The sequence below is a fragment of the Streptomyces aureoversilis genome, assembly GCF_042657885.1.
GTDB classification, from domain to species: Bacteria; Actinomycetota; Actinomycetes; order Streptomycetales; family Streptomycetaceae; genus Streptomyces; species Streptomyces aureoversilis.
On sequence record NZ_JBHSKJ010000006.1, the window covers coordinates 1 to 18,597 of the forward strand.

Below are 18,597 nucleotides of genomic sequence, written 5' to 3' on the forward strand. Positions count from 1 at the left end.
CCGAGTTCGTCAACACCATCGAGCCGTTCGCCGGAGCGGCGGCCGAGGAGGAGGGCGAGGAGGCCGGCCGCGAGACCGTCGTCGTCGAGGTCGGCGGCAAGCGCCTGGAAGTCTCCCTGCCCTCCTCGCTGGGCATGACGCTGGCGCGCACCGCTGCTGCGGGCGGCGCCAAGCCGAAGCGCCGCGCGGCGAAGAAGGCCGGCTCGGCCGCGTCCGGTGACGCGCTGACGTCGCCGATGCAGGGCACGATCGTCAAGGTCGCGGTCGAGGAGGGCCAGGAGGTCGCCGAGGGCGAACTGATCGTCGTCCTCGAAGCGATGAAGATGGAGCAGCCCCTGAACGCGCACCGCGCGGGCACGGTCAAGGGCATCACCGCCGAGATCGGCGCCTCCGTCTCCTCCGGCGCCGTCATCTGCGAAATCAAGGACTGACGCAGCAGCCGTTGAATGCCTGTGGGCCCCCGCCGAGCACTCGGCGGGGGCCCACAGGCTTGTCGGTGGCATCCTTGGCAGACGGGGAGAGAGAGGGAGGACTCGGCAGCCATGGCCACGGAGAGCACACAAGCGTCACCGCGCCCCATGCGGGCGGACGCCCGGCGCAACTATGAGCGGCTGCTCACGGAGGCCCGGACCGCGTTCACCGAGCACGGCACGGAAGCCTCCCTGGAGGACATCGCCCGCCGGGCCGGGGTCGGCATCGGCACGCTCTACCGCCACTTCCCCAACCGCACGGCGCTGATGAGCGCCGTCTTCCAGGGCGAGGTCGACGGGCTCCTCACCCGCTCCCGCGAACTCCTGGCCTCCCCCGAGCCGTGCCGGGCCCTGGTGGACTGGCTGCGGGCCTGCGTCGCGCACGCCAGCACGTACCGGGGGCTCTCGCGAGCCCTGCTGGCGGCCCAGGCGGACGAGGCGTCCGCGATGTCGCGCTGCAGCCTTCCCCTGCGGGAGGCGGGGAGCGTGCTGCTCGCGCGGGCACAGGCGGCGGGGGCGGTCCGCGCCGGCGTCGACATCGCCGACGTCATGCAGCTGACGAACGCGATCTCGCTGGCCGCGGAACAGTCCCCCGACGACCCCCAACTCCCGGACCGCCTTCTGTCGCTGACGCTCCAGGGCTTGGCCACGAAGCCCTGCCCGGAGGGGCCCTGACCCCTGACCCCTTACGTCCGTCTCGGCACCGCCGGACCACACCGCCGTGGCACCTCGCCGCCGCGGCGGAAGTAGGCGGGACAGCCCCAGCTGAATGACTCCGCCGCAACGGCGGAAGACGGAGGCAGCCTCGCCGCGGCGGAACCGAAAAGTTGCCTACCTCCGCCTGGGCGCCAAGTCCGCCACCCGCGCCGTAGTCGTCGGAGGCTCAGCGCCCAGCGAACCCGCGCTGCGCAGCTGCGGGGACGAGGCGCCTCCCCCGGAGGAGCCCGGGGGGCCGGGGGGCAGGTGGTGGCCCCCGTGCGTGCGGCGCTGGCCCGGCAAGGGCGGGACGTCGCGGCGGCGCTGCTGCGGCGGCACCTGCTCGCCGCCGCCCGACACCGCTCCCGTCGGTCCGGACCCCGGCCCCTGGCCCGACCCCGCGCCGGGCCCGGCGACCGAGATGTGGACGCCCTGGTCGGCGAGGGCCTGCAGCTCCGTCGCCGCGCGGTCGTCGTGCGACGGCGGCTCGTCCGTCACGAGCCGCGTGATCACGTCCGTGGGCACGGTCTGGAACATCGTGTCCGTACCGAGCTTCGTGTGATCGGCGAGCACGACCACCTCCGCCGCCGCCTGCACCAGCGCCCGGTCCACGCTCGCGGAGAGCATGTTGGACGTGGACAGGCCACGCTCGGCGGTCAGCCCGCTCCCCGACAGGAACGCCCGCGTCACGCGCAGCCCGTGCAGGGACTGCTCCGCGCCGCTGCCCACCAGTGCGTAGTTGGATCCTCTGAGCGTGCCGCCCGTCATGACGACTTCGACCCGGTTGGCGTGGGCGAGGGCCTGGGCGACGAGCAGGGAGTTGGTGACGACGGTCAGTCCCGGTACGCGCGCGAGCCGGCGGGCCAGCTCCTGCGTGGTCGTACCGGCGCCGACGACGACGGCTTCGCCTTCCTCGACGAAGCTCGCCGCGAGATCGGCGATGGCCGTCTTCTCGGCGGTCGCTAGATGGGATTTCTGCGGGAATCCGGACTCTCTGGTGAAGCCTCCCGGCAGCACCGCACCGCCGTGCCGGCGGTCGAGCAGTCCTTCTGCCTCCAGTGCGCGCACGTCCCGCCGTACGGTCACTTCGGAGGTCTGGACGACGCGGGCGAGCTCACGGAGCGAAACCGCCCCGTTGGCCCGCACCATTTCGAGGATCAATTGACGACGTTCTGCAGCGAACACGAAACCGACAGTAACGCCAACGACCATCCGTTTTCAGCAGGTTGCAGCAATTAACGGAAGTTGTCCGCTGTGGAACGCTCAAAGTGGTATAGGAGGCCCGGGCTCAAGGCCAAAGCCCCCCCGACCACTCAGCGCAACAATCCAACCCCTAAGCCTCGCGCTGCGTCTTGCGCGAGTGGAGCTGCCGGGCGACCTCCGCCAGCGAACCGGACAGCGACGGGTAGACGGTGAACGCGTTGGCGATCTGCTCGACCGTCAGGTTGTTGTCGACCGCGAGGGAGATCGGGTGGATGAGCTCGCTCGCCCGCGGGGCGACCACGACGCCGCCCACCACGATGCCCGTGCCGGGCCGGCAGAACAGCTTCACGAAGCCGTCCCGGATGCCCTGCATCTTCGCCCGCGGGTTCCGCAGCAGCGGCAGCTTGACCATGCGGGCGTCGATCTTCCCGCTGTCGACGTCGGCCTGCGTGTAGCCGACGGTCGCGATCTCGGGGTCGGTGAAGACGTTCGCCGAGACCGACTTCAGGTTGAGCGGCGCGACCGCGTCACCCAGGAAGTGGTACATGGCGATGCGTCCCTGCATCGCCGCGACCGACGCGAGCGCGAGCACGCCCGTGCAGTCACCGGCGGCGTAGACGCCCGGCGCGCTGGTGCGCGAGACCCGGTCGGTGTGGATGTGCCCGGACTCCTTGAGCCGGACCCCGGCCTCCTCCAGCCCTATCCCGGCCGTGTTCGGAATGGAGCCGACGGCCATCAGGCAGTGCGTACCGGTGATGACGCGGCCGTCCGCCAGCGTGACCTCGACCCGGTCGCCGACGCGCTTGGCGGACTGCGCCCGCGAGCGCGCCATGACGTTCATGCCGCGGCGCCGGAAGACGTCCTCCAGGACGGCGGCCGCGTCCGGGTCCTCACCGGGCAGCACCCGGTCCCGCGACGACACCAGCGTCACCTTGGACCCCAGCGCCTGGTACGCACCGGCGAACTCGGCACCGGTCACACCCGAGCCGACCACGATGAGCTCCTCGGGGAGCTCGTCCAGGTCGTACACCTGGGTCCAGTTCAGGATGCGCTCGCCGTCCGGCAGCGCGTCGGGGATCTCGCGCGGGTGCGCACCCGTGGCGACCAGCACCGCATCCGCGACGAGCGTCTCCTCGGAACCGTCCGCGGCCGTCACGATCACGCGGCGCGAGCCGTCCGGCGCCTGGTTCGGCTCCAGCCGCCCCCGGCCGCGCAGCACGCGTGCACCCGCCCGGGTGACGGACGCCGTGATGTCGTGCGACTGCGCGAGCGCCAGCCGCTTCACCCGGCGGTTGACCTTGCCCAGGTCCACGCCGACGACCCTGGCCGCCTGCTCGATGTGCGGCGTGTCGTCGGCGACGATGATCCCGAGCTCCTCGTACGAGGAGTCGAAGGTCGTCATCACCTCGGCCGTCGCAATGAGCGTCTTCGAGGGGACACAGTCGGTGAGCACCGACGCCCCGCCCAGACCGTCGCAATCGACGACGGTCACCTCCGCACCGAGCTGCGCGGCGACGAGCGCCGCCTCATAGCCGCCGGGTCCGCCACCGATGATCACGATCCGAGTCACGTACTCCATTGTCCCGCACCCGTCGAAGGGACTTCTCCCGGGGCCTCCCCAGCGGATCCGTACCCGTATGCATACGGCAATCCGTGCGAGAACCGGCAGGAGGTTCCGGACGAACCTCCCTTCGAGACTGCCATCCCAAATGCCGTCGCGCCTCACTCCCGTACCCTCGAAACCATGTCGCTCTACGCCGCGTACGCCGGCAACCTCGACGCGCGGCTGATGTCCCGCCGCGCACCCCACTCGCCGCTGCGCGGCACGGGCTGGCTCGCCGACTGGCGGCTGACCTTCGGCGGCGAGCAGCTGGGCTGGGAGGGCGCGCTCGCGACCGTGGTCGAGGCACCCCGCTCCCAGGTCTTCGTCGCCCTCTACGACATCGCCCCGATGGACGAGGACTCGATGGACCGTTGGGAGGGCGTCGGCCTCGACATCTACCGCCGGATGCGCGTGCGCGTGCACACTCTGGACGGCGAGGAGCCCGCGTGGATCTACGTCCTGAACGGTTACGAGGGCGGCCTGCCCTCCGCCCGCTACCTCGGCGAGATCGCCGACGCCGCGGAGTCCGCGGGCGCGCCCCACGACTACGTGATGGAGCTCCGCAAGCGCCCCTGCTGACGCGGCGCGCCGGGGAGTGACGATTGCATCTCGTCACAACCCACAAAGCAACAATCGGAACACCGTGAGCAGTGACATCTACGCGCGTAGGCGATAAGCGGCTACCCTCGTCCGCGTGAACGCATCAGTTACTCCCGACATCCAGGCCGACCCGTACGCCGCGGCGGACGCCGCCGCCGCCCGTCTGCGCGAGCTGACCGGCGCCGAGACCCACGACGTCGCCCTGGTCATGGGCAGCGGCTGGCTCCCCGCGACCGAGGCGCTCGGCGCTCCCGAGGCCGAGTTCCCGGTCACCGAGCTCCCCGGCTTCACCGCGGCCGCCGTGGCGGGCCACGCCGGCACGGTCCGCTCGTACAAGATCAACGACAAGCGCGCCCTGGTCTTCCTCGGCCGCACGCACTACTACGAGGGCCGCGGCGTCGCCGCCGTCGTCCACGGCGTGCGCACCTCCGTCGCCGCCGGCTGCAAGACCGTCGTCCTCACCAACGGCTGCGGCGGCCTCCGCGAGGGCATGCGCCCCGGCCAGCCCGTGCTGATCAGCGACCACATCAACATGACGGCGACCTCGCCGATCGTCGGCGCCAACTTCGTCGACCTCACCGACCTGTACTCCCGCCGCCTGCGCGCGCTGTGCAAGGAGGTGGACGAGACCCTCGAGGAGGGCGTCTACGTCCAGCTCCCCGGCCCGCACTACGAGACGCCGGCCGAGATCCGCATGGTCCGCACCCTCGGCGGCGACCTCGTCGGCATGTCCACCACGCTCGAGGCCATCGCGGCCCGCGAGGCCGGTGCCGAGGTCCTCGGCATCTCCCTCGTGACGAACCTCGCCGCGGGCATGACGGGCGAGCCCCTCAACCACGAAGAGGTCCTCCAGGCCGGCCGCGACTCCGCGTCCCGCATGGGCCAGCTCCTGGCCCAGGTCCTCCCGAAGCTCTGACCCAGCCGGTACGGCGCCGTTCCCCACACCCGGGTGCGGCGCCGTTGGCGTTCCCCGCGCGCCTCCGGCGCGCGACACGCCCGCCCACCCGCCCGTTACTGATAGCGCAAGGGTTCGCTACCGGAAACGGCGGCCCGAGCCGGCCCGCAGCTGCGCACGTGCGGGAGGGGGCGGGGTGGGCCGGGGCTGGCAAGGGGCGTAAAGCGTGATTTGTGGGCCCTGCTTCCGGGCACCCAAAGCTCAGGCCAGAGGGCCCGTAAATCATGCAGCCCCGGAAGCCCCGGCCCACCCCGCCCCCGACCCACGGACGGCCGGCCCGTGGACAACCGGCCGCACCACCCGGACCCCATATCCCCTATCCCCGAACCCTCCGTAGGAGACACCGTGGAGCGAGACGACGCCCTCATCGCCCAGGCCAAGTCCTGGCTCGCCGAGGACCCCGACCCCGACACCCGCGAGGAGCTCGCCCGGCTCATCGACGCCGGGGACACCGCCGAGATCGCCGCCCGCTTCGCCGGCACCCTCCAGTTCGGCACCGCCGGCCTCCGCGGTGAGCTCGGCGCCGGCCCCATGCGCATGAACCGCTCCGTCGTCATCCGCGCCGCCGCCGGCCTCGCCGCGTACCTCAGGAAGCAGGGCCACACCGGCGGCACGGTCGTCATCGGCTACGACGCCCGCTACAAGAGCGCGGACTTCGCCCTCGACACGGCGGCCGTCATGGTGGGCGCCGGCCTGAAGGCCGCCCTCCTCCCCAAGCCCCTCCCCACGCCCGTCCTCGCCTTCGCGATCCGCCACCTCGGCGCCGTCGCCGGCATCGAGGTCACGGCCAGCCACAACCCGCCGCGCGACAACGGCTACAAGGTCTACCTGGGCGACGGCTCCCAGATCGTGCCGCCCGCCGACGCCGAGATCGCCGCGGAGATCGCCGCCGTCCGCAGCCTGGACGACGTCCCCCGCCCCTCCGCCGGCTGGGAGACCCTGCGCTACGAGAACATCGTCGGCGCCTACCTGGAGCGCACGGACGCCGTCCTGACCGGCGGCTCCGCCCGCGACGTGCGCGTCGTCTACACGCCCATGCACGGCGTCGGCCGCGACGTCCTGACGGCCGCCTTCGAGCGCGCGGGCTTCCCCACCCCGACGGTCGTCGCCGCCCAGGCCGAGCCGGACCCGGACTTCCCGACCGTGGTGTTCCCCAACCCGGAGGAGCCGGGCGCCATGGACCTGGCGTTCGCCACCGCCCGCGAGGCCCAGCCGGACATCATCATCGCCAACGACCCGGACGCGGACCGCTGCGCCGTCGCCGTGCCCGACGCGGACAGCGTCGAGGGCTGGCGCATGCTGCGCGGCGACGAGGTCGGCGCGCTGCTCGCCACGCACCTGGTGCACAAGAGCGCCCGCGGCACGTTCACCACGACGATCGTCTCGTCCTCCCTCCTGTCCCGCATCGCCGCCGCGAGCACCGGCACGCCGTACACGGAGACGCTGACCGGCTTCAAGTGGCTGGCCCGCGTCGACGGCCTGCGCTACGCCTACGAGGAGGCGCTCGGCTACTGCGTGGACCCCGAGGGCGTCCGCGACAAGGACGGCATCACGGCGGCCCTGCTGGTCGCCGAGCTGGCCGCGGAGCTCAAGGAGTCCGGCCGGACGCTGACCGACCTCCTGGACGACCTGGCGGTCGAGCACGGCCTGCACGCCACGGACCAGCTGTCGGTGCGCGTCCAGGACCTGTCGCTGATCGCGGACGCGATGCGCCGCCTGCGCGAGCAGCCGCCGGCGGTGCTCGCCGGCCTGCACGTGACGTCCGCCGAGGACCTGGCGAAGGGCACGGAGTCCCTGCCCCCGACGGACGGCCTGCGCTACCACCTCGCCGGTGACGAGTCGGGTGCCGTCTCCGCCGCCCGGGTGATCGTCCGGCCGAGCGGCACGGAGCCGAAGATCAAGTGCTACCTGGAGGTCGTGGTCCCGGTCGCCGACGCGGCGGCCCTCGCCGGCGCCCGCGCCAAGGCGAGCGCGGTCCTGACCGAGATCAAGGCCGACCTGTCGAAGGCCGCGGGCATCTGAACCCGTGAAAGCGGGCATCCGAACCCGTGAAATGTGAAGGGCCCGGGGCTGACGCCCCGGGCCCTTTCCCGTTTCCCGTTTCCCATGGAAAGGGAAAACAAGAACAGCCGTCAGCCGACCACCAGCAACACCACGAACAAGACCAACCCCACCCCCGCCGGCACCAGCACCTCGTACGCCCACCGCACGACGGCGTCCCCCTGCGCGTCCTCACGCGAAGCGTTCCGCTCGGCGAGCTCCTGCAGCTCCGCGACGGTCTGGTCGGCGGGAGCCGCATCCGCCCCGCCCCGGGCCGCCCGCTTCCGCTTCCTCAGCGACACCGGCACGGACCACAGCTGGTAGGTGGAGCCCCCGGCCAGCACCTCGCTGGAGTAACCGGCGCGCACCGCGTCCACCGCGCCCCACGGCAGCGTGATCGTCCGGAACGGATTGCGCACCAGCAGCCGCGAGGCCCCGGCGAAGACGGCCGGCCGCAGCGTGAAGGCGATGATCAGCGGCACGACGCACAGCAGCCCGGCCAGCGCGAGCCAGGGCGTGCGGCCCTCTCCGCGGACGGCGGCGTCGCCGCCCAGCCAGCCGGCGAGGGCGAGCATCAGCACGCCGCCGGCGATGCCGGCGGGCGAGCGGTAGCGCCTGTCGGCGTATTCCTGTTCGGGGCTAGGGCTCGTCATGGGCAGATTGTGCCTGACGCCTCCCACAGGGCCGCCGGAGACCGGGCCGCTCCCGCGGGAGGGGGCGGCCGGAGAGCGAGCCGAAAACCGCCCCGCACCAGCGGGGGTGTACACGCGCTACGCGCGTAGATATGCTCATCTGGTGACCATGCCCACCACAGTTTCCGCACACGGCAACGACGCCGCGGGGCGGCTGAAGGAGCTGGCGGACGCCACCGCCTCCGACAGTGCGCTGCGCCGCTTCCTGCACGGACTCCCGGGGGTCGACGCGGTCGGGCTGGAGGCCCGCGCCGCCTCGCTCGGCACCCGCTCGATCAAGACCTCGGCGAAGGCGTACGCCATCGACCTGGCGATCTCGATGATCGACCTCACCACGCTCGAGGGTGCCGACACCCCGGGCAAGGTCCGGGCCCTGGCCGCCAAGGCCGTCAACCCCGACCCCACCGACCGCACGACGCCGCGCACCGCCGCCGTCTGCGTCTACCCCGACATGGTGGCGACGGCCAAGGCCGTCCTCGCCGGCACGGACGTGAAGGTCGCCTCCGTCGCCACGGCGTTCCCGGCCGGCCGCGCCGCGCTGCCGGTCAAGCTCGCGGACACCCGCGACGCGATCGAGGCCGGCGCCGACGAGATCGACATGGTCATCGACCGTGGCGCCTTCCTCGCCGGCCGCTACATGGACGTCCTGGAAGAGATCCGCGCCGTCAAGGCCGAGTGCGGCGACAAGGCCCGCCTCAAGGTGATCTTCGAGACGGGCGAGCTGTCGACGTACGACAACATCCGCCGCGCGTCCTGGATCGGCATGCTCGCGGGCGCCGACTTCATCAAGACCTCGACCGGCAAGGTCGCGGTCAACGCCACCCCGGCGAACACCCTGCTGATGCTGGAGGCCGTGCGGGACTTCCGCGCGCTGACCGGCGTCCAGGTCGGTGTGAAGCCCGCCGGCGGCATCCGCACCACCAAGGACGCGATCAAGTTCCTGGTCCTGGTCAACGAGACCGTGGGCGAGGAGTGGCTGGACAACACCTGGTTCCGCTTCGGCGCCTCCAGCCTCCTCAACGACCTGCTGATGCAGCGGCAGAAGCTGAGCACCGGGCGTTACTCCGGTCCCGACTACGTGACGGTGGACTGACCGACATGGCATTTGAATACGCTCCCGCACCCGAGTCGCGCGCGGTCGTCGACATCGCCCCGTCCTACGGCCTGTTCATCGACGGCGAGTTCACCGAGGCGTCCGGCGGCAAGGTCTTCAAGACGATCAGCCCCTCCACCGAGGAGGTGCTCTCCGAGGTCGCCCAGGGCTCCGCGGAGGACGTGGACCGCGCGGTGAAGGCCGCCCGCAAGGCCTTCGAGAAGTGGTCGGCGCTGCCCGGCGCCGAGCGCGCCAAGTACCTGTTCCGCATCGCCCGGATCATCCAGGAGCGCAGCCGCGAGCTGGCCGTCCTGGAGACCCTGGACAACGGCAAGCCGATCAAGGAGACCCGCGACGCGGACCTCCCGCTGGTCGCCGCGCACTTCTTCTACTACGCCGGCTGGGCCGACAAGCTCGACCACGCGGGCTACGGCGCGAACCCCCGCCCGCTGGGTGTCGCGGGCCAGGTCATCCCGTGGAACTTCCCGCTGCTGATGCTGGCGTGGAAGATCGCCCCGGCGCTCGCCACGGGCAACACGGTCGTCCTCAAGCCGGCCGAGACCACCCCGCTGTCGGCGCTGTTCTTCGCGGACATCTGCCGCCAGGCGGGCCTGCCCAAGGGCGTCGTCAACATCGTCACCGGTGACGGCACCACGGGCGCCGCGCTCGTCGCGCACGAGGGCGTGAACAAGGTCGCGTTCACCGGCTCCACGGCGGTCGGCAAGGCCATCGCCCGCACGGTCGCGGGCACGGACAAGAAGCTCACGCTGGAGCTGGGCGGCAAGGGCGCCAACATCGTCTTCGACGACGCGCCCATCGACCAGGCCGTCGAGGGCATCGTCAACGGCATCTTCTTCAACCAGGGCCAGGTCTGCTGCGCGGGCTCGCGCCTGCTGGTCCAGGAGTCGATCCAGGACGAGCTGCTGGACGCCCTCAAGCGCCGTCTGTCCACGCTGCGCCTCGGCGACCCGCTGGACAAGAACACCGACATCGGTGCGATCAACTCCGCCGAGCAGCTGGCCCGGATCACCGAGCTGGCCGACAGCGGCGAGGCCGAGGGCGCCGAGCGCTGGGCCCCGGCGTGCGAGCTGCCGGAGAACGGCTTCTGGTTCCGCCCGACGCTGTTCACGGGCGTCACCCAGGCCCACCGGATCGCCCGCGAGGAGATCTTCGGCCCGGTCCTGTCGGTGCTGTCGTTCCGTACCCCGGGCGAGGCGGTCGCCAAGGCGAACAACTCGCAGTACGGCCTCTCCGCCGGCATCTGGACGGAGAAGGGCTCGCGCATGCTGGCCGTCGCGAGCAAGCTGCGCGCGGGTGTCATCTGGGCCAACACGTTCAACAAGTTCGACCCGACGTCGCCGTTCGGCGGCTTCAAGGAGTCGGGATTCGGCCGCGAGGGCGGCCGCCACGGCCTGGAGGCGTACCTCGATGTCTGAGCGCTTGACTGTCTTCAAGACCTACAAGCTGTTCGTCGGGGGCAAGTTCCCCCGGTCCGAGAGCGGGCGGGTGTACGAGGTGACCGACTCCAAGGGCAACTGGCTGGCCAACGCCCCGCTGTCCTCGCGCAAGGACGCCCGTGACGCGGTCGTCGCGGCCCGCAAGGCCGTCGGCGGCTGGTCCGGCGCGACCGCGTACAACCGCGGCCAGGTCCTCTACCGCGTCGCCGAGATGCTGGAGGGCCGCCGCGACCAGTTCGTCGCGGAGGTCGCCGAGGCCGAGGGCCTGTCCAAGGCGAAGGCCGCGGCCCAGGTGGACGCCGCGATCGACCGCTGGGTCTGGTACGCGGGCTGGACCGACAAGATCGGCCAGATCACCGGCGGGACGAACCCGGTCGCGGGCCCGTTCTTCAACGTCTCCTCCACCGAGCCGACCGGCGTCGTCGCCGTGCTCGCGCCGCAGGAGTCGTCGTTCCTGGGCCTGGTGTCGGTGATCACCCCGGCGATCGCCACGGGCAACACCGTGGTCGTGGTGGCCTCGGAGAAGGCCCCGCTGCCCGCCCTGTCGCTCGGCGAGGTGCTGGCCACGTCCGACGTCCCGGGCGGCGTCGTGAACGTCCTGTCGGGCCGTACGGCCGAGATCGCGCCGTCGCTGGCCGCGCACCAGGACGTCAACGCGATCGACCTCGCGGGGGCGGACGCCGGCCTCGCCAAGGAGCTGGAGATCGCCGCGGCGGACAACCTGAAGCGCGTGCTGCGTCCACAGGCTGTGGACTGGGCCGCGACCCCGGGCACGGACCGCATGACGGCCTTCCTGGAGACGCGGACGGTCTGGCACCCCACGGGTTCGCTGGGCGCGGGCGGCTCGTCGTACTGAGCCGGAGCGCACCGGGCCGACGTGCCGGAGGCCGGAGCGGGTTGCGACCCGCTCCGGCCTCCGGCGCGTCCGGGCTCAGTGCGCCTTGGGAGCCGCCGCCGGCCGTCCAGTCGGCAGCAGCGACGTCAGGTTCCCCGCCACCGGCAGGTCCGTCAGGCTGCCGCCCTTGGAGATCGGCTGCGTGGCCGGCTTGGTGGTGACCGGCTGCATGTTCCCCACCTTCGTGCCCACCGTGTTGTCGAACGGGTCGACGGGCGTGCCCGCGAAGGGGTTGGTGCGCAGGCTCTTCGCCGTGTCGAAGATCGCCTCCGCTCCCGCCCCCAGGCCCTGGTTGGCCCCTTCGATCGCGGCGGGGATGTTGGTCTCGCCGAACTGGGCGCGGGCCATGCCGGTGCTCGTACCGCCGGTGTCGGCGCTCGCGGAGGCCGCACCGCCCGCCGCGAAGGCCGCACCCGCCGATACGGTCAGCCCTACGCGCAGGAGCATCCGGCGCCGGAGCGCCCTCGACTCCTTGCTGGCGGAGCGTGCGTGTCGAGCGTGCGAAGCCATGGCCACCTGCCGGGGTCGTGAAGGGCGGACGAACGACAACGCACAGTATGCGAGTGGTGACGCTGCGCGCACCATGCAACCCATGGGGATCCCCCATCCGGCCCAATGCCTCACACTGGTGTCCCGTGACTCCCCACTTGACCCCCGCGCGCGTCATCCTGCTGACCGGCCCCTCCGGTTCCGGTAAGTCGTCCCTCGCGGCCCGCACCGGGCTGCCCGTCCTCAACCTGGACGACTTCTACAAGGAGGGCACGGACCCGACGCTGCCGCTGCTCGCCGACGGCTCGGGCACCGACTGGGACTCCCCGCTCTCGTGGGACGCGGACGCCGCCGTCGCCGCGATCGACAGCCTGTGCCGGACGTCGCGGGCGGACGTGCCGCTCTACGACATCTCCAGCAGTTCGATCACCGGGGCGAGCGTTCTGGACATCGGGCGCACCCCGCTGTTCATAGCCGAGGGCATCTTCGCGGCCGACGTCATCGACCGCTGCCGTGACCTGGGCGTGCTGGCGGACGCCCTGTGCCTGCGCGGCCGCCCCTCCACCACCTTCCGCCGCCGCCTGGTGCGCGACCTGCGCGAGGCCCGCAAGCCGGTGCCGTACCTGGTCCGCCGCGGCCTGCGGCTGATGCGCGCCGAGCGCGGCATCGTGGCCCGTCAGACGGCGCTGGGCGCGTACGCGTGCGGCGGGGAGACGGCGATGGGCCGGATCGCGGCGGCGGCAGCGGGCCACCGCGAGACCATCAAGGTCTAGCGGCGCACCGGTGCACTCCGGGGCGCGCGGCAGCGGGCCCCGGACGCGCGGAAACGGGTCGGGACAGGCCCCCCGGCTGTCCGACCCGCTTCCGCTCCCCCACGGCCCTGTCCGCGCTCCCCCGAGCGCCCCCCCCGTTCAGGGCCCTTGTCGTCCGTGTCGTGCTGCGTCCTCGCCGTGCCCCGCCCTCAGGCGACGAGCTCGCCGAAGGACTCCAGCTGGTCCCGGCCGGAGCCGATGACCTCGTCGTCGCGCAGGCGGCGCAGCGAGCGCCAGATGCTGCTCTTGACCGTGCCCACGCTGATGTCCAGGATCTCCGCGATCTCCGGGTCCGTGCGGCCCTCGTAGTAGCGCAGGACGAGCATCGTGCGCTGCAGCTCGGGCAGCCGGGCGAGGGCCTGCCAGAGGACGGCGCGCAGCTCGGTGCCGCGCATCGCGTCGCCCTCGCCGGGCATCTCCGGCAGTTCCTCGGTCGGGTACTCGTTGAGCTTCCGCCGGCGCCAGGCGCTGATGTGCAGGTTCGTCATGGTGCGGCGCAGGTAGCCGCCGACGGCCGCCTTGTCGGTGATCCGGTCCCAGGCCCGGTAGGTGGAGAACAGCGCGCTCTGCAGCAGGTCCTCGGCCTCGTGCCGGTCGCCGGTCAGGTGGTACGCGGTCGCGTACAGGGAGGCCCGGCGCTCCTGGACGTAGGCGGTGAACTCCGCCTCGGCCCTGGACGCCCCCTTGCTCTCCCCCGATGCCCCCGGAGCCGCCCCCGCAGCTCCCTTGGGCTCCCCGTACGTGACCGCGTCGATCGCCACCATGTAGGGCGGCCGCACACGTCCGGTGCCGCGGGCGCACCCCCGCCCGCCCACGGCACCGGACTTCTCCGGGCCCCGTCCGGCGTCGTGCAGGCGCGTGCGAATGACTGCGCTGGTAGTGGTGCTGTGCAGTGTGTTCATCTCGCGCCCCCCGTCGGTGGAGCCAGCCTCGGTCCGATTTCCGTACCGGGCTCCGCTGCCCGATGACCAAAAGCCTGCCGGGCCAGTTTCATCGCGTTGTCCGCCGACTGTCACAGCCCTGCAACAGGTGGCGGGGGCGAGTGCGGAGGGCGGCGGTCGAACCACCTGCCCGTCGTAGGCCAGAATGACCACCGTGCCTTCCCTGTTGCTGATCGAGGACGACGACGCCATCCGCACCGCTCTCGAGTTCTCCCTGTCCCGTCAGGGCCACCGTGTGGTGACCGCGGCGACGGGCGAGGACGGCCTGAAACTGCTGCGCGAGCAGCGGCCGGATCTGATCGTGCTGGACGTGATGCTGCCCGGTATCGACGGTTTCGAGGTGTGCCGGCGGATCCGCCGCACCGACCAGCTGCCGATCATCCTGCTCACCGCGCGCAGCGACGACATCGACGTCGTGGTGGGTCTGGAGTCCGGTGCCGACGACTACGTGGTCAAGCCCGTGCAGGGCCGGGTGCTCGACGCCCGGATCCGTGCGGTGCTGCGCCGCGGCGAGCGCGAGACCAACGACTCGGCCGCGTTCGGCTCGCTGCTCATCGACCGCTCCGCGATGACGGTCACCAAGAACGGCGAGGAGCTCCAGCTCACGCCGACCGAGCTGCGGCTGCTGCTGGAGCTCAGCCGCCGGCCCGGCCAGGCGCTCTCCCGGCAGCAACTGCTGCGGCTGGTGTGGGAACACGACTACCTCGGCGACTCCCGGCTGGTCGACGCCTGTGTGCAGCGGCTGCGGGCCAAGGTCGAGGACGTGCCGTCGTCCCCGACCCTGATCCGCACCGTGCGCGGCGTCGGTTACCGCCTGGACGCTCCGCAGTGACCGGACGCGCACGACGCTGGACGGCCGCCCGTAACGTGATGAAGCTGAGCCTGCGCCGGATAAGCCTGCGGCTCCGGCTGATGCTCGTCTTCGCCCTGGTCGCCCTGGCCGCGGCCGTCTCCGCGTCGGCCATCGCCTACTGGCTCAACCGCGACGCGGTGCTCACCCGCACCCAGGACGCGGCCCTCGACGACTTCCGCAAGTCCCTGCAGGACAACACCGGCACGCTGCCGCTCGGGCCGACCTGCCAGGAGCTGCAGGCGGCGGCGGAGCGGATGGCGGCCACCTCGCAGAAGTACGAGGTGCTGCTGATCGACACCGGCGAGGGCGGCCGGGCCTGCGCCGCGCCCTCCGACCGCGATCTGTTCTCGCTCAAGGTCGTGCCGAAGTCGCTGCAGGCGGCCGTCAACCGCGAGCGGCGCGTCGACGACTCCAACCGCTACTCGTACCACCTGTACTGGCAGCGGATCACGCTGGACGGCAAGCCGTACCTGGTGGGCGGCGCGAAGGTGATCGGCGGCGGCCCGACGGGCTACCTGCTGAAGTCCCTGGAGAACGAGCGTGCCGACCTCAACTCGCTGGCCTGGTCGCTGGGCATCGCCACGGCCCTGGCGCTGATCGGCTCCGCGCTGCTCGCGCAGGCCGCCGCCTCGACCGTGCTGCGGCCCGTGCAGCGGCTCGGCGACGCGGCCCGCCGGCTCGGCGAGGGCAAGCTGGACACCCGGCTGCACGTGTCGGGCACGGACGAGCTGGCCGATCTGTCGCGCACCTTCAACAAGACCGCGGAGTCGCTGGAGAAGCGCGTCGAGGAGCTCAGCGCCCGGGAGGCGGCGAGCCGCCGCTTCGTCGCCGACATGTCGCACGAGCTGCGGACCCCGCTCACGGCCATCACGGCCGTGACCGAGGTGCTGGAGGACGAGGCGGACAACCTCGATCCGATGATCGCCCCGGCGGTGCAGCTCGTGGTGAGCGAGACCCGCAGGCTGAACGACCTGGTGGAGAATCTGATGGAGGTCACCCGCTTCGACGCGGGCACGGCCCGGCTCGTGCTGGACGACGTGGACGTCGCCGACCAGGTCACCGCCTGCATCGACGCCCGCGCCTGGCTGGACGCCGTCGAGCTGGACGCCGAGCGCGGCATCGTGGCCCGGCTCGACCCGCGCCGCCTGGACGTCATCCTGGCCAACCTCATCGGCAACGCCCTCAAGCACGGCGGCTCGCCGGTGCGCGTCTCGGTCCGCACCGAGGACGACGCGCTGCGCATCGACGTGCGCGACCACGGCCCCGGCATCCCCGAGGAAGTGCTGCCGCACGTCTTCGACCGCTTCTACAAGGCGAGCGCGTCCCGTCCGCGGTCGGAGGGCAGCGGCCTCGGCCTGTCCATCGCCCTGGAGAACGCCCACATCCACGGCGGCGAGATCACCGCGGCCAACTCCCCCGAGGGCGGCGCGGTCTTCACCCTGACCCTGCCGCGGGACGTCTCGGGCCTGGAGGAGCAGCCGGCCGGCGACCGCGACGGCGGCGACGGGGAGGGCGGCCGGTGAGAAGGACCCTGCGCGGCACCGCCCTGGCGCTGGCCCTGCTGGGCACGGCCACGGCGTGCGGCATCCGCGGCACCGCCGTGCCGGTGGACGCGGGCGGTGCGCCCTCCCGCGCGTCGTGCGTCGTGCGGCCCGAGCACGCCATCCCTTCGGGGGCCGCGACCGTGACCGTCCAGCTGGAGTGCACCTCGCAGCTGGTGCCCGTCACGCGCGCGGTCGCCGAGACCTCCGAGGACGGCGTGGCCGTCGCCCGGGTGCTGCTGGAGGAGCTGCGCGAGGCGCCCGCGAGCGAGGAGGCCGAGGCGGGGATGTCCACGGCCGTGCCGCAGCGGCTGACCGTCGCCGGGCAGCGGCCCGGCGACCCGGCCGGGACGCTGCGGCTGAGCCGGGAGCCGGGCGAGCTGCCGCAGGTCGGCCTCGCCCAGCTCGTGTGCACGTACGCCGGGACGGCCGCGGCCGACGGCAAGCGGTCGGTCATCCTGGGCGGGCCCGCCGACGAGCCCCCCAAGAGCTTCGCCTGCACCGACGAGCTCAGGGTTCACCCGGACAGCGCGGACATCACGGGAACCCCTGTTTCCTAGGGCCGCGGCGGGCCCACGGGCTCCGCATCCACCGGTGACGCTCCGTGTCCGCGCTCCGTCGCCACTCCCCGTCGCCGTCGGCCGGAACCGTGCGACCGGCGCACCGCGTCATGTGGGGCGTGCAGGGTCATGGTTACGGCGGCACGCCCGCCCTCCGATACCGCTACCGCGTCGCGGGCTGCGTGTTGCTCGTCGCCCATCTGCTGGCGGTCGTCTGGCTCGCCCTGCGCCCGCTGACGGTGCCCTGGGTGTCCGCCTCCCACCTGGAACCGCTGGCCACGATCCGGGCCGACCTCGCCCTCGGGCCGTGGGAGGCCACGCGGGCCATAGGGGCCGGGGTGCTGCCGCTGGCCCCGCTGGGCGTGCTGCTGCCCTGGGCCAGGGGCCGGGTGGCGGCGTCGTCGCTGGGTTCGCTGACCCGCACCGTCTTCACCGGCGCGATGGTGTCGCTGGCGCTGCAGGTGGTGCAGAGCGGCGTCGTGGGCCAGGTGCTGGACGTGGACGCGCTGCTGCTGAACGTGACGGGGGTGGCGGCGCTGCACCTGGCCGTCGTCCCCGCGGTCAGGGCCCGTCTCCGTCGCAGGGGTGAGGGACCGCGCCCGGAGCCCATACGCCGGGAGGAGACCCCTCAGGGTGTCACCCCGACGATCCCCAGGGTCGGGATCGCCCCTTAGGCCGACGTTCCGGCCGGGCCCGCGGACATAACGTGGAGTCATCGGGAAGCCGACGGGAGAGACGGGAAAAACGTTCCCGCGCCGTATCGGTCCCCCGTGAGACGAGGAGTCGCCGCCATGTCCGCCAAGCTGGTCCGTCCCCGCAACCACAGGATGATCGCCGGGGTGTGCGCCGGTCTGGCCGAGCGCTACGGAATGTCCCGCACGACGATGCGGGTGATCTTCCTGCTCTCGTGCCTGCTGCCCGGCCCTCAGTTCCTGCTCTACATCGCCCTGTGGATCCTGCTGCCCTCGGAGAAGTCGCACCAGGGCCACGGCGGGGCGGCGCATTCCTGGTAAAGGATCCCGGCAGGGGTTCCCGGTAAAAGCCTGAAAAGCCTTCGGTACGAAAAACGGCGGGCCGTCTCCCGGACATCGCGTCCGGGAGACGGCCCGCCGTCGTACAGCTCGAACGAGCGGAAGGTCCCGCGAGGATCAGCCGCCGATGCCCGACACCGGCAGGCTGCCGAGCGGCAGCCCGGACAGGGGCGCCAGCAGGCCGCCGTTGCCCTTGTTGTCGGCCGGGGCCGCGGCCTTGGTCGCGGTCTTCGGCCCGAGCTCCTGCGTCGGGAGCTGCGGCGCCACGGCCTTGTCCACGGCCTGGGCCGGGGCCTGCAGCATGCCGCTCTGGATCGCGCGGTCCGCCGCGGAGACGACCGGCCCGCCCGCGGGGGCGACCTGGGCGACCTGCTGGATGGGCAGCCCCGCCGTCGTGGTGCGGGCGGTGGTCGTGAGCGATTCGACGGCACCGGCGCTGCCGGCCGCCTGCGCGCTCCCCGCCGCGGCGGCGGCGAAGGCGACTCCGAGGGCGGCGGCACCGAGAGTCCTGAAGGTTCCGAGCTTCATCTGAATTCTGTCCTCGCGACGGGGATTCTTGAGCGGCACTGAAACCTAGCCACGACTTCCCGGCCGCCGCAATCAGTGACACGGCCGGGACTCGAAAGTCCCGGCCGCCGCACGGTATTCCCCGCAAATTCACCGTCC

20 protein-coding genes are annotated in these 18,597 nt (G+C 72.3%); 14 read left to right on the plus strand and 6 right to left on the minus strand.

The window, feature by feature from the left end; all coding sequences use genetic code 11:
- Together ACFPP6_RS12030 and ACFPP6_RS12035 are read left to right on the plus strand one after the other, a co-directional pair.
- A partial coding sequence (locus ACFPP6_RS12030; RefSeq protein WP_382040161.1) for an acyl-CoA carboxylase biotin carboxyl carrier protein subunit occupies positions 1–431 on the plus strand: 431 nt, incomplete at its 5' end.
- Between the two features lie 111 nt (positions 432–542).
- Entirely contained in the window at positions 543–1,145 is a 603-nt protein-coding gene (locus ACFPP6_RS12035; RefSeq protein ID WP_382040163.1) for a TetR/AcrR family transcriptional regulator, read from the plus strand.
- A 156-nt stretch (positions 1,146–1,301) separates the two neighbouring features.
- Here the strand turns inward: ACFPP6_RS12035 and ACFPP6_RS12040 are convergent, their stop codons facing one another.
- The gene (locus ACFPP6_RS12040; protein ID WP_382040166.1) at positions 1,302–2,378 is read right to left on the minus strand and encodes a DeoR/GlpR family DNA-binding transcription regulator; all 1,077 of its coding nucleotides are present in this window, start codon (positions 2,376–2,378) and stop codon (positions 1,302–1,304) included.
- Between the two features lie 121 nt (positions 2,379–2,499).
- A complete protein-coding gene (locus tag ACFPP6_RS12045; RefSeq protein ID WP_382040169.1) occupies positions 2,500–3,948 on the minus strand; it encodes an NAD(P)H-quinone dehydrogenase in 1,449 nt (482 codons plus the stop codon).
- 165 nt (positions 3,949–4,113) lie between these two features.
- Here ACFPP6_RS12045 and ACFPP6_RS12050 point away from each other — a divergent pair, with 165 nt between their 5' ends.
- From ACFPP6_RS12050 to ACFPP6_RS12060, 3 genes are all read left to right on the plus strand, one after another.
- A complete protein-coding gene (locus ACFPP6_RS12050) occupies positions 4,114–4,551 on the plus strand; it encodes a gamma-glutamylcyclotransferase family protein (protein WP_030369994.1) in 438 nt (145 codons plus the stop codon).
- Between the two features lie 115 nt (positions 4,552–4,666).
- A complete protein-coding gene (locus ACFPP6_RS12055) occupies positions 4,667–5,488 on the plus strand; it encodes a purine-nucleoside phosphorylase (RefSeq protein WP_179082353.1) in 822 nt (273 codons plus the stop codon).
- Between the two features lie 384 nt (positions 5,489–5,872).
- On the plus strand, positions 5,873–7,549 hold the full coding sequence (locus ACFPP6_RS12060) for a phospho-sugar mutase (RefSeq protein ID WP_382040173.1): 1,677 nt from the start codon (positions 5,873–5,875) through the stop codon (positions 7,547–7,549).
- A 110-nt stretch (positions 7,550–7,659) separates the two neighbouring features.
- Here the strand turns inward: ACFPP6_RS12060 and ACFPP6_RS12065 are convergent, their stop codons facing one another.
- Entirely contained in the window at positions 7,660–8,220 is a 561-nt protein-coding gene (locus tag ACFPP6_RS12065; protein WP_382040176.1) for a PH domain-containing protein, read from the minus strand.
- 148 nt (positions 8,221–8,368) lie between these two features.
- Here ACFPP6_RS12065 and deoC point away from each other — a divergent pair, with 148 nt between their 5' ends.
- The 3 genes from deoC to ACFPP6_RS12080 are packed head-to-tail and all read left to right on the plus strand — an operon-like array spanning position 8,369 to position 11,665.
- Positions 8,369–9,352 carry a deoxyribose-phosphate aldolase gene (gene deoC / locus ACFPP6_RS12070; protein ID WP_382040978.1) on the plus strand — a complete coding sequence of 328 codons (984 nt, stop codon included), beginning with the start codon at positions 8,369–8,371 and terminating at the stop codon, positions 9,350–9,352.
- Positions 9,353–9,357: 5 nt separating this feature from the next.
- Positions 9,358–10,788: an aldehyde dehydrogenase family protein gene (locus tag ACFPP6_RS12075; protein ID WP_382040179.1), complete on the plus strand. Its 1,431-nt coding sequence runs from the start codon at positions 9,358–9,360 to the stop codon at positions 10,786–10,788.
- Positions 10,781–11,665, plus strand: coding sequence for an aldehyde dehydrogenase family protein (locus ACFPP6_RS12080; protein WP_382040182.1), 885 nt, complete (start codon positions 10,781–10,783; stop codon positions 11,663–11,665). Before ACFPP6_RS12075 ends, ACFPP6_RS12080 begins: the two co-directional genes overlap by 8 nt.
- 75 nt (positions 11,666–11,740) lie before the next feature.
- Here the strand turns inward: ACFPP6_RS12080 and ACFPP6_RS12085 are convergent, their stop codons facing one another.
- Entirely contained in the window at positions 11,741–12,214 is a 474-nt protein-coding gene (locus ACFPP6_RS12085) for a hypothetical protein (RefSeq protein WP_382040184.1), read from the minus strand.
- A 47-nt stretch (positions 12,215–12,261) separates the two neighbouring features.
- Between ACFPP6_RS12085 and ACFPP6_RS12090 the strand changes: the two genes are divergently transcribed.
- The gene (locus ACFPP6_RS12090; protein WP_382040186.1) at positions 12,262–12,966 is read left to right on the plus strand and encodes an ATP-binding protein; all 705 of its coding nucleotides are present in this window, start codon (positions 12,262–12,264) and stop codon (positions 12,964–12,966) included.
- Between the two features lie 188 nt (positions 12,967–13,154).
- Here ACFPP6_RS12090 and ACFPP6_RS12095 read toward each other — a convergent pair whose 3' ends face one another.
- Positions 13,155–13,907, minus strand: a complete 753-nt coding sequence (locus tag ACFPP6_RS12095; RefSeq protein ID WP_168091958.1) for a SigE family RNA polymerase sigma factor — start codon at positions 13,905–13,907, stop codon at positions 13,155–13,157.
- Positions 13,908–14,100: 193 nt separating this feature from the next.
- On the opposite strand from ACFPP6_RS12095, the gene afsQ1 reads away from it, so the two are divergent.
- From afsQ1 to ACFPP6_RS12120, 5 genes are all read left to right on the plus strand, one after another.
- Positions 14,101–14,778, plus strand: coding sequence for a two-component system response regulator AfsQ1 (afsQ1, locus tag ACFPP6_RS12100; protein WP_382040189.1), 678 nt, complete (start codon positions 14,101–14,103; stop codon positions 14,776–14,778).
- Between the two features lie 38 nt (positions 14,779–14,816).
- Positions 14,817–16,322: an ATP-binding protein gene (locus ACFPP6_RS12105; RefSeq protein WP_382040981.1), complete on the plus strand. Its 1,506-nt coding sequence runs from the start codon at positions 14,817–14,819 to the stop codon at positions 16,320–16,322.
- Complete coding sequence (locus tag ACFPP6_RS12110; protein WP_382040192.1) at positions 16,319–16,900, plus strand: hypothetical protein; 582 nt, start codon at positions 16,319–16,321, stop codon at positions 16,898–16,900. The genes ACFPP6_RS12105 and ACFPP6_RS12110 overlap by 4 nt, the downstream gene beginning before the upstream one ends.
- 119 nt (positions 16,901–17,019) lie before the next feature.
- Positions 17,020–17,574, plus strand: coding sequence for a VanZ family protein (locus tag ACFPP6_RS12115; RefSeq protein ID WP_382040983.1), 555 nt, complete (start codon positions 17,020–17,022; stop codon positions 17,572–17,574).
- Between the two features lie 117 nt (positions 17,575–17,691).
- Positions 17,692–17,913, plus strand: a complete 222-nt coding sequence (locus ACFPP6_RS12120) for a PspC domain-containing protein (protein ID WP_058045947.1) — start codon at positions 17,692–17,694, stop codon at positions 17,911–17,913.
- Positions 17,914–18,048: 135 nt separating this feature from the next.
- Here ACFPP6_RS12120 and ACFPP6_RS12125 read toward each other — a convergent pair whose 3' ends face one another.
- Positions 18,049–18,459: an ATP-binding protein gene (locus ACFPP6_RS12125; protein WP_382040195.1), complete on the minus strand. Its 411-nt coding sequence runs from the start codon at positions 18,457–18,459 to the stop codon at positions 18,049–18,051.
- Positions 18,460–18,597 lie beyond the last annotated feature (138 nt).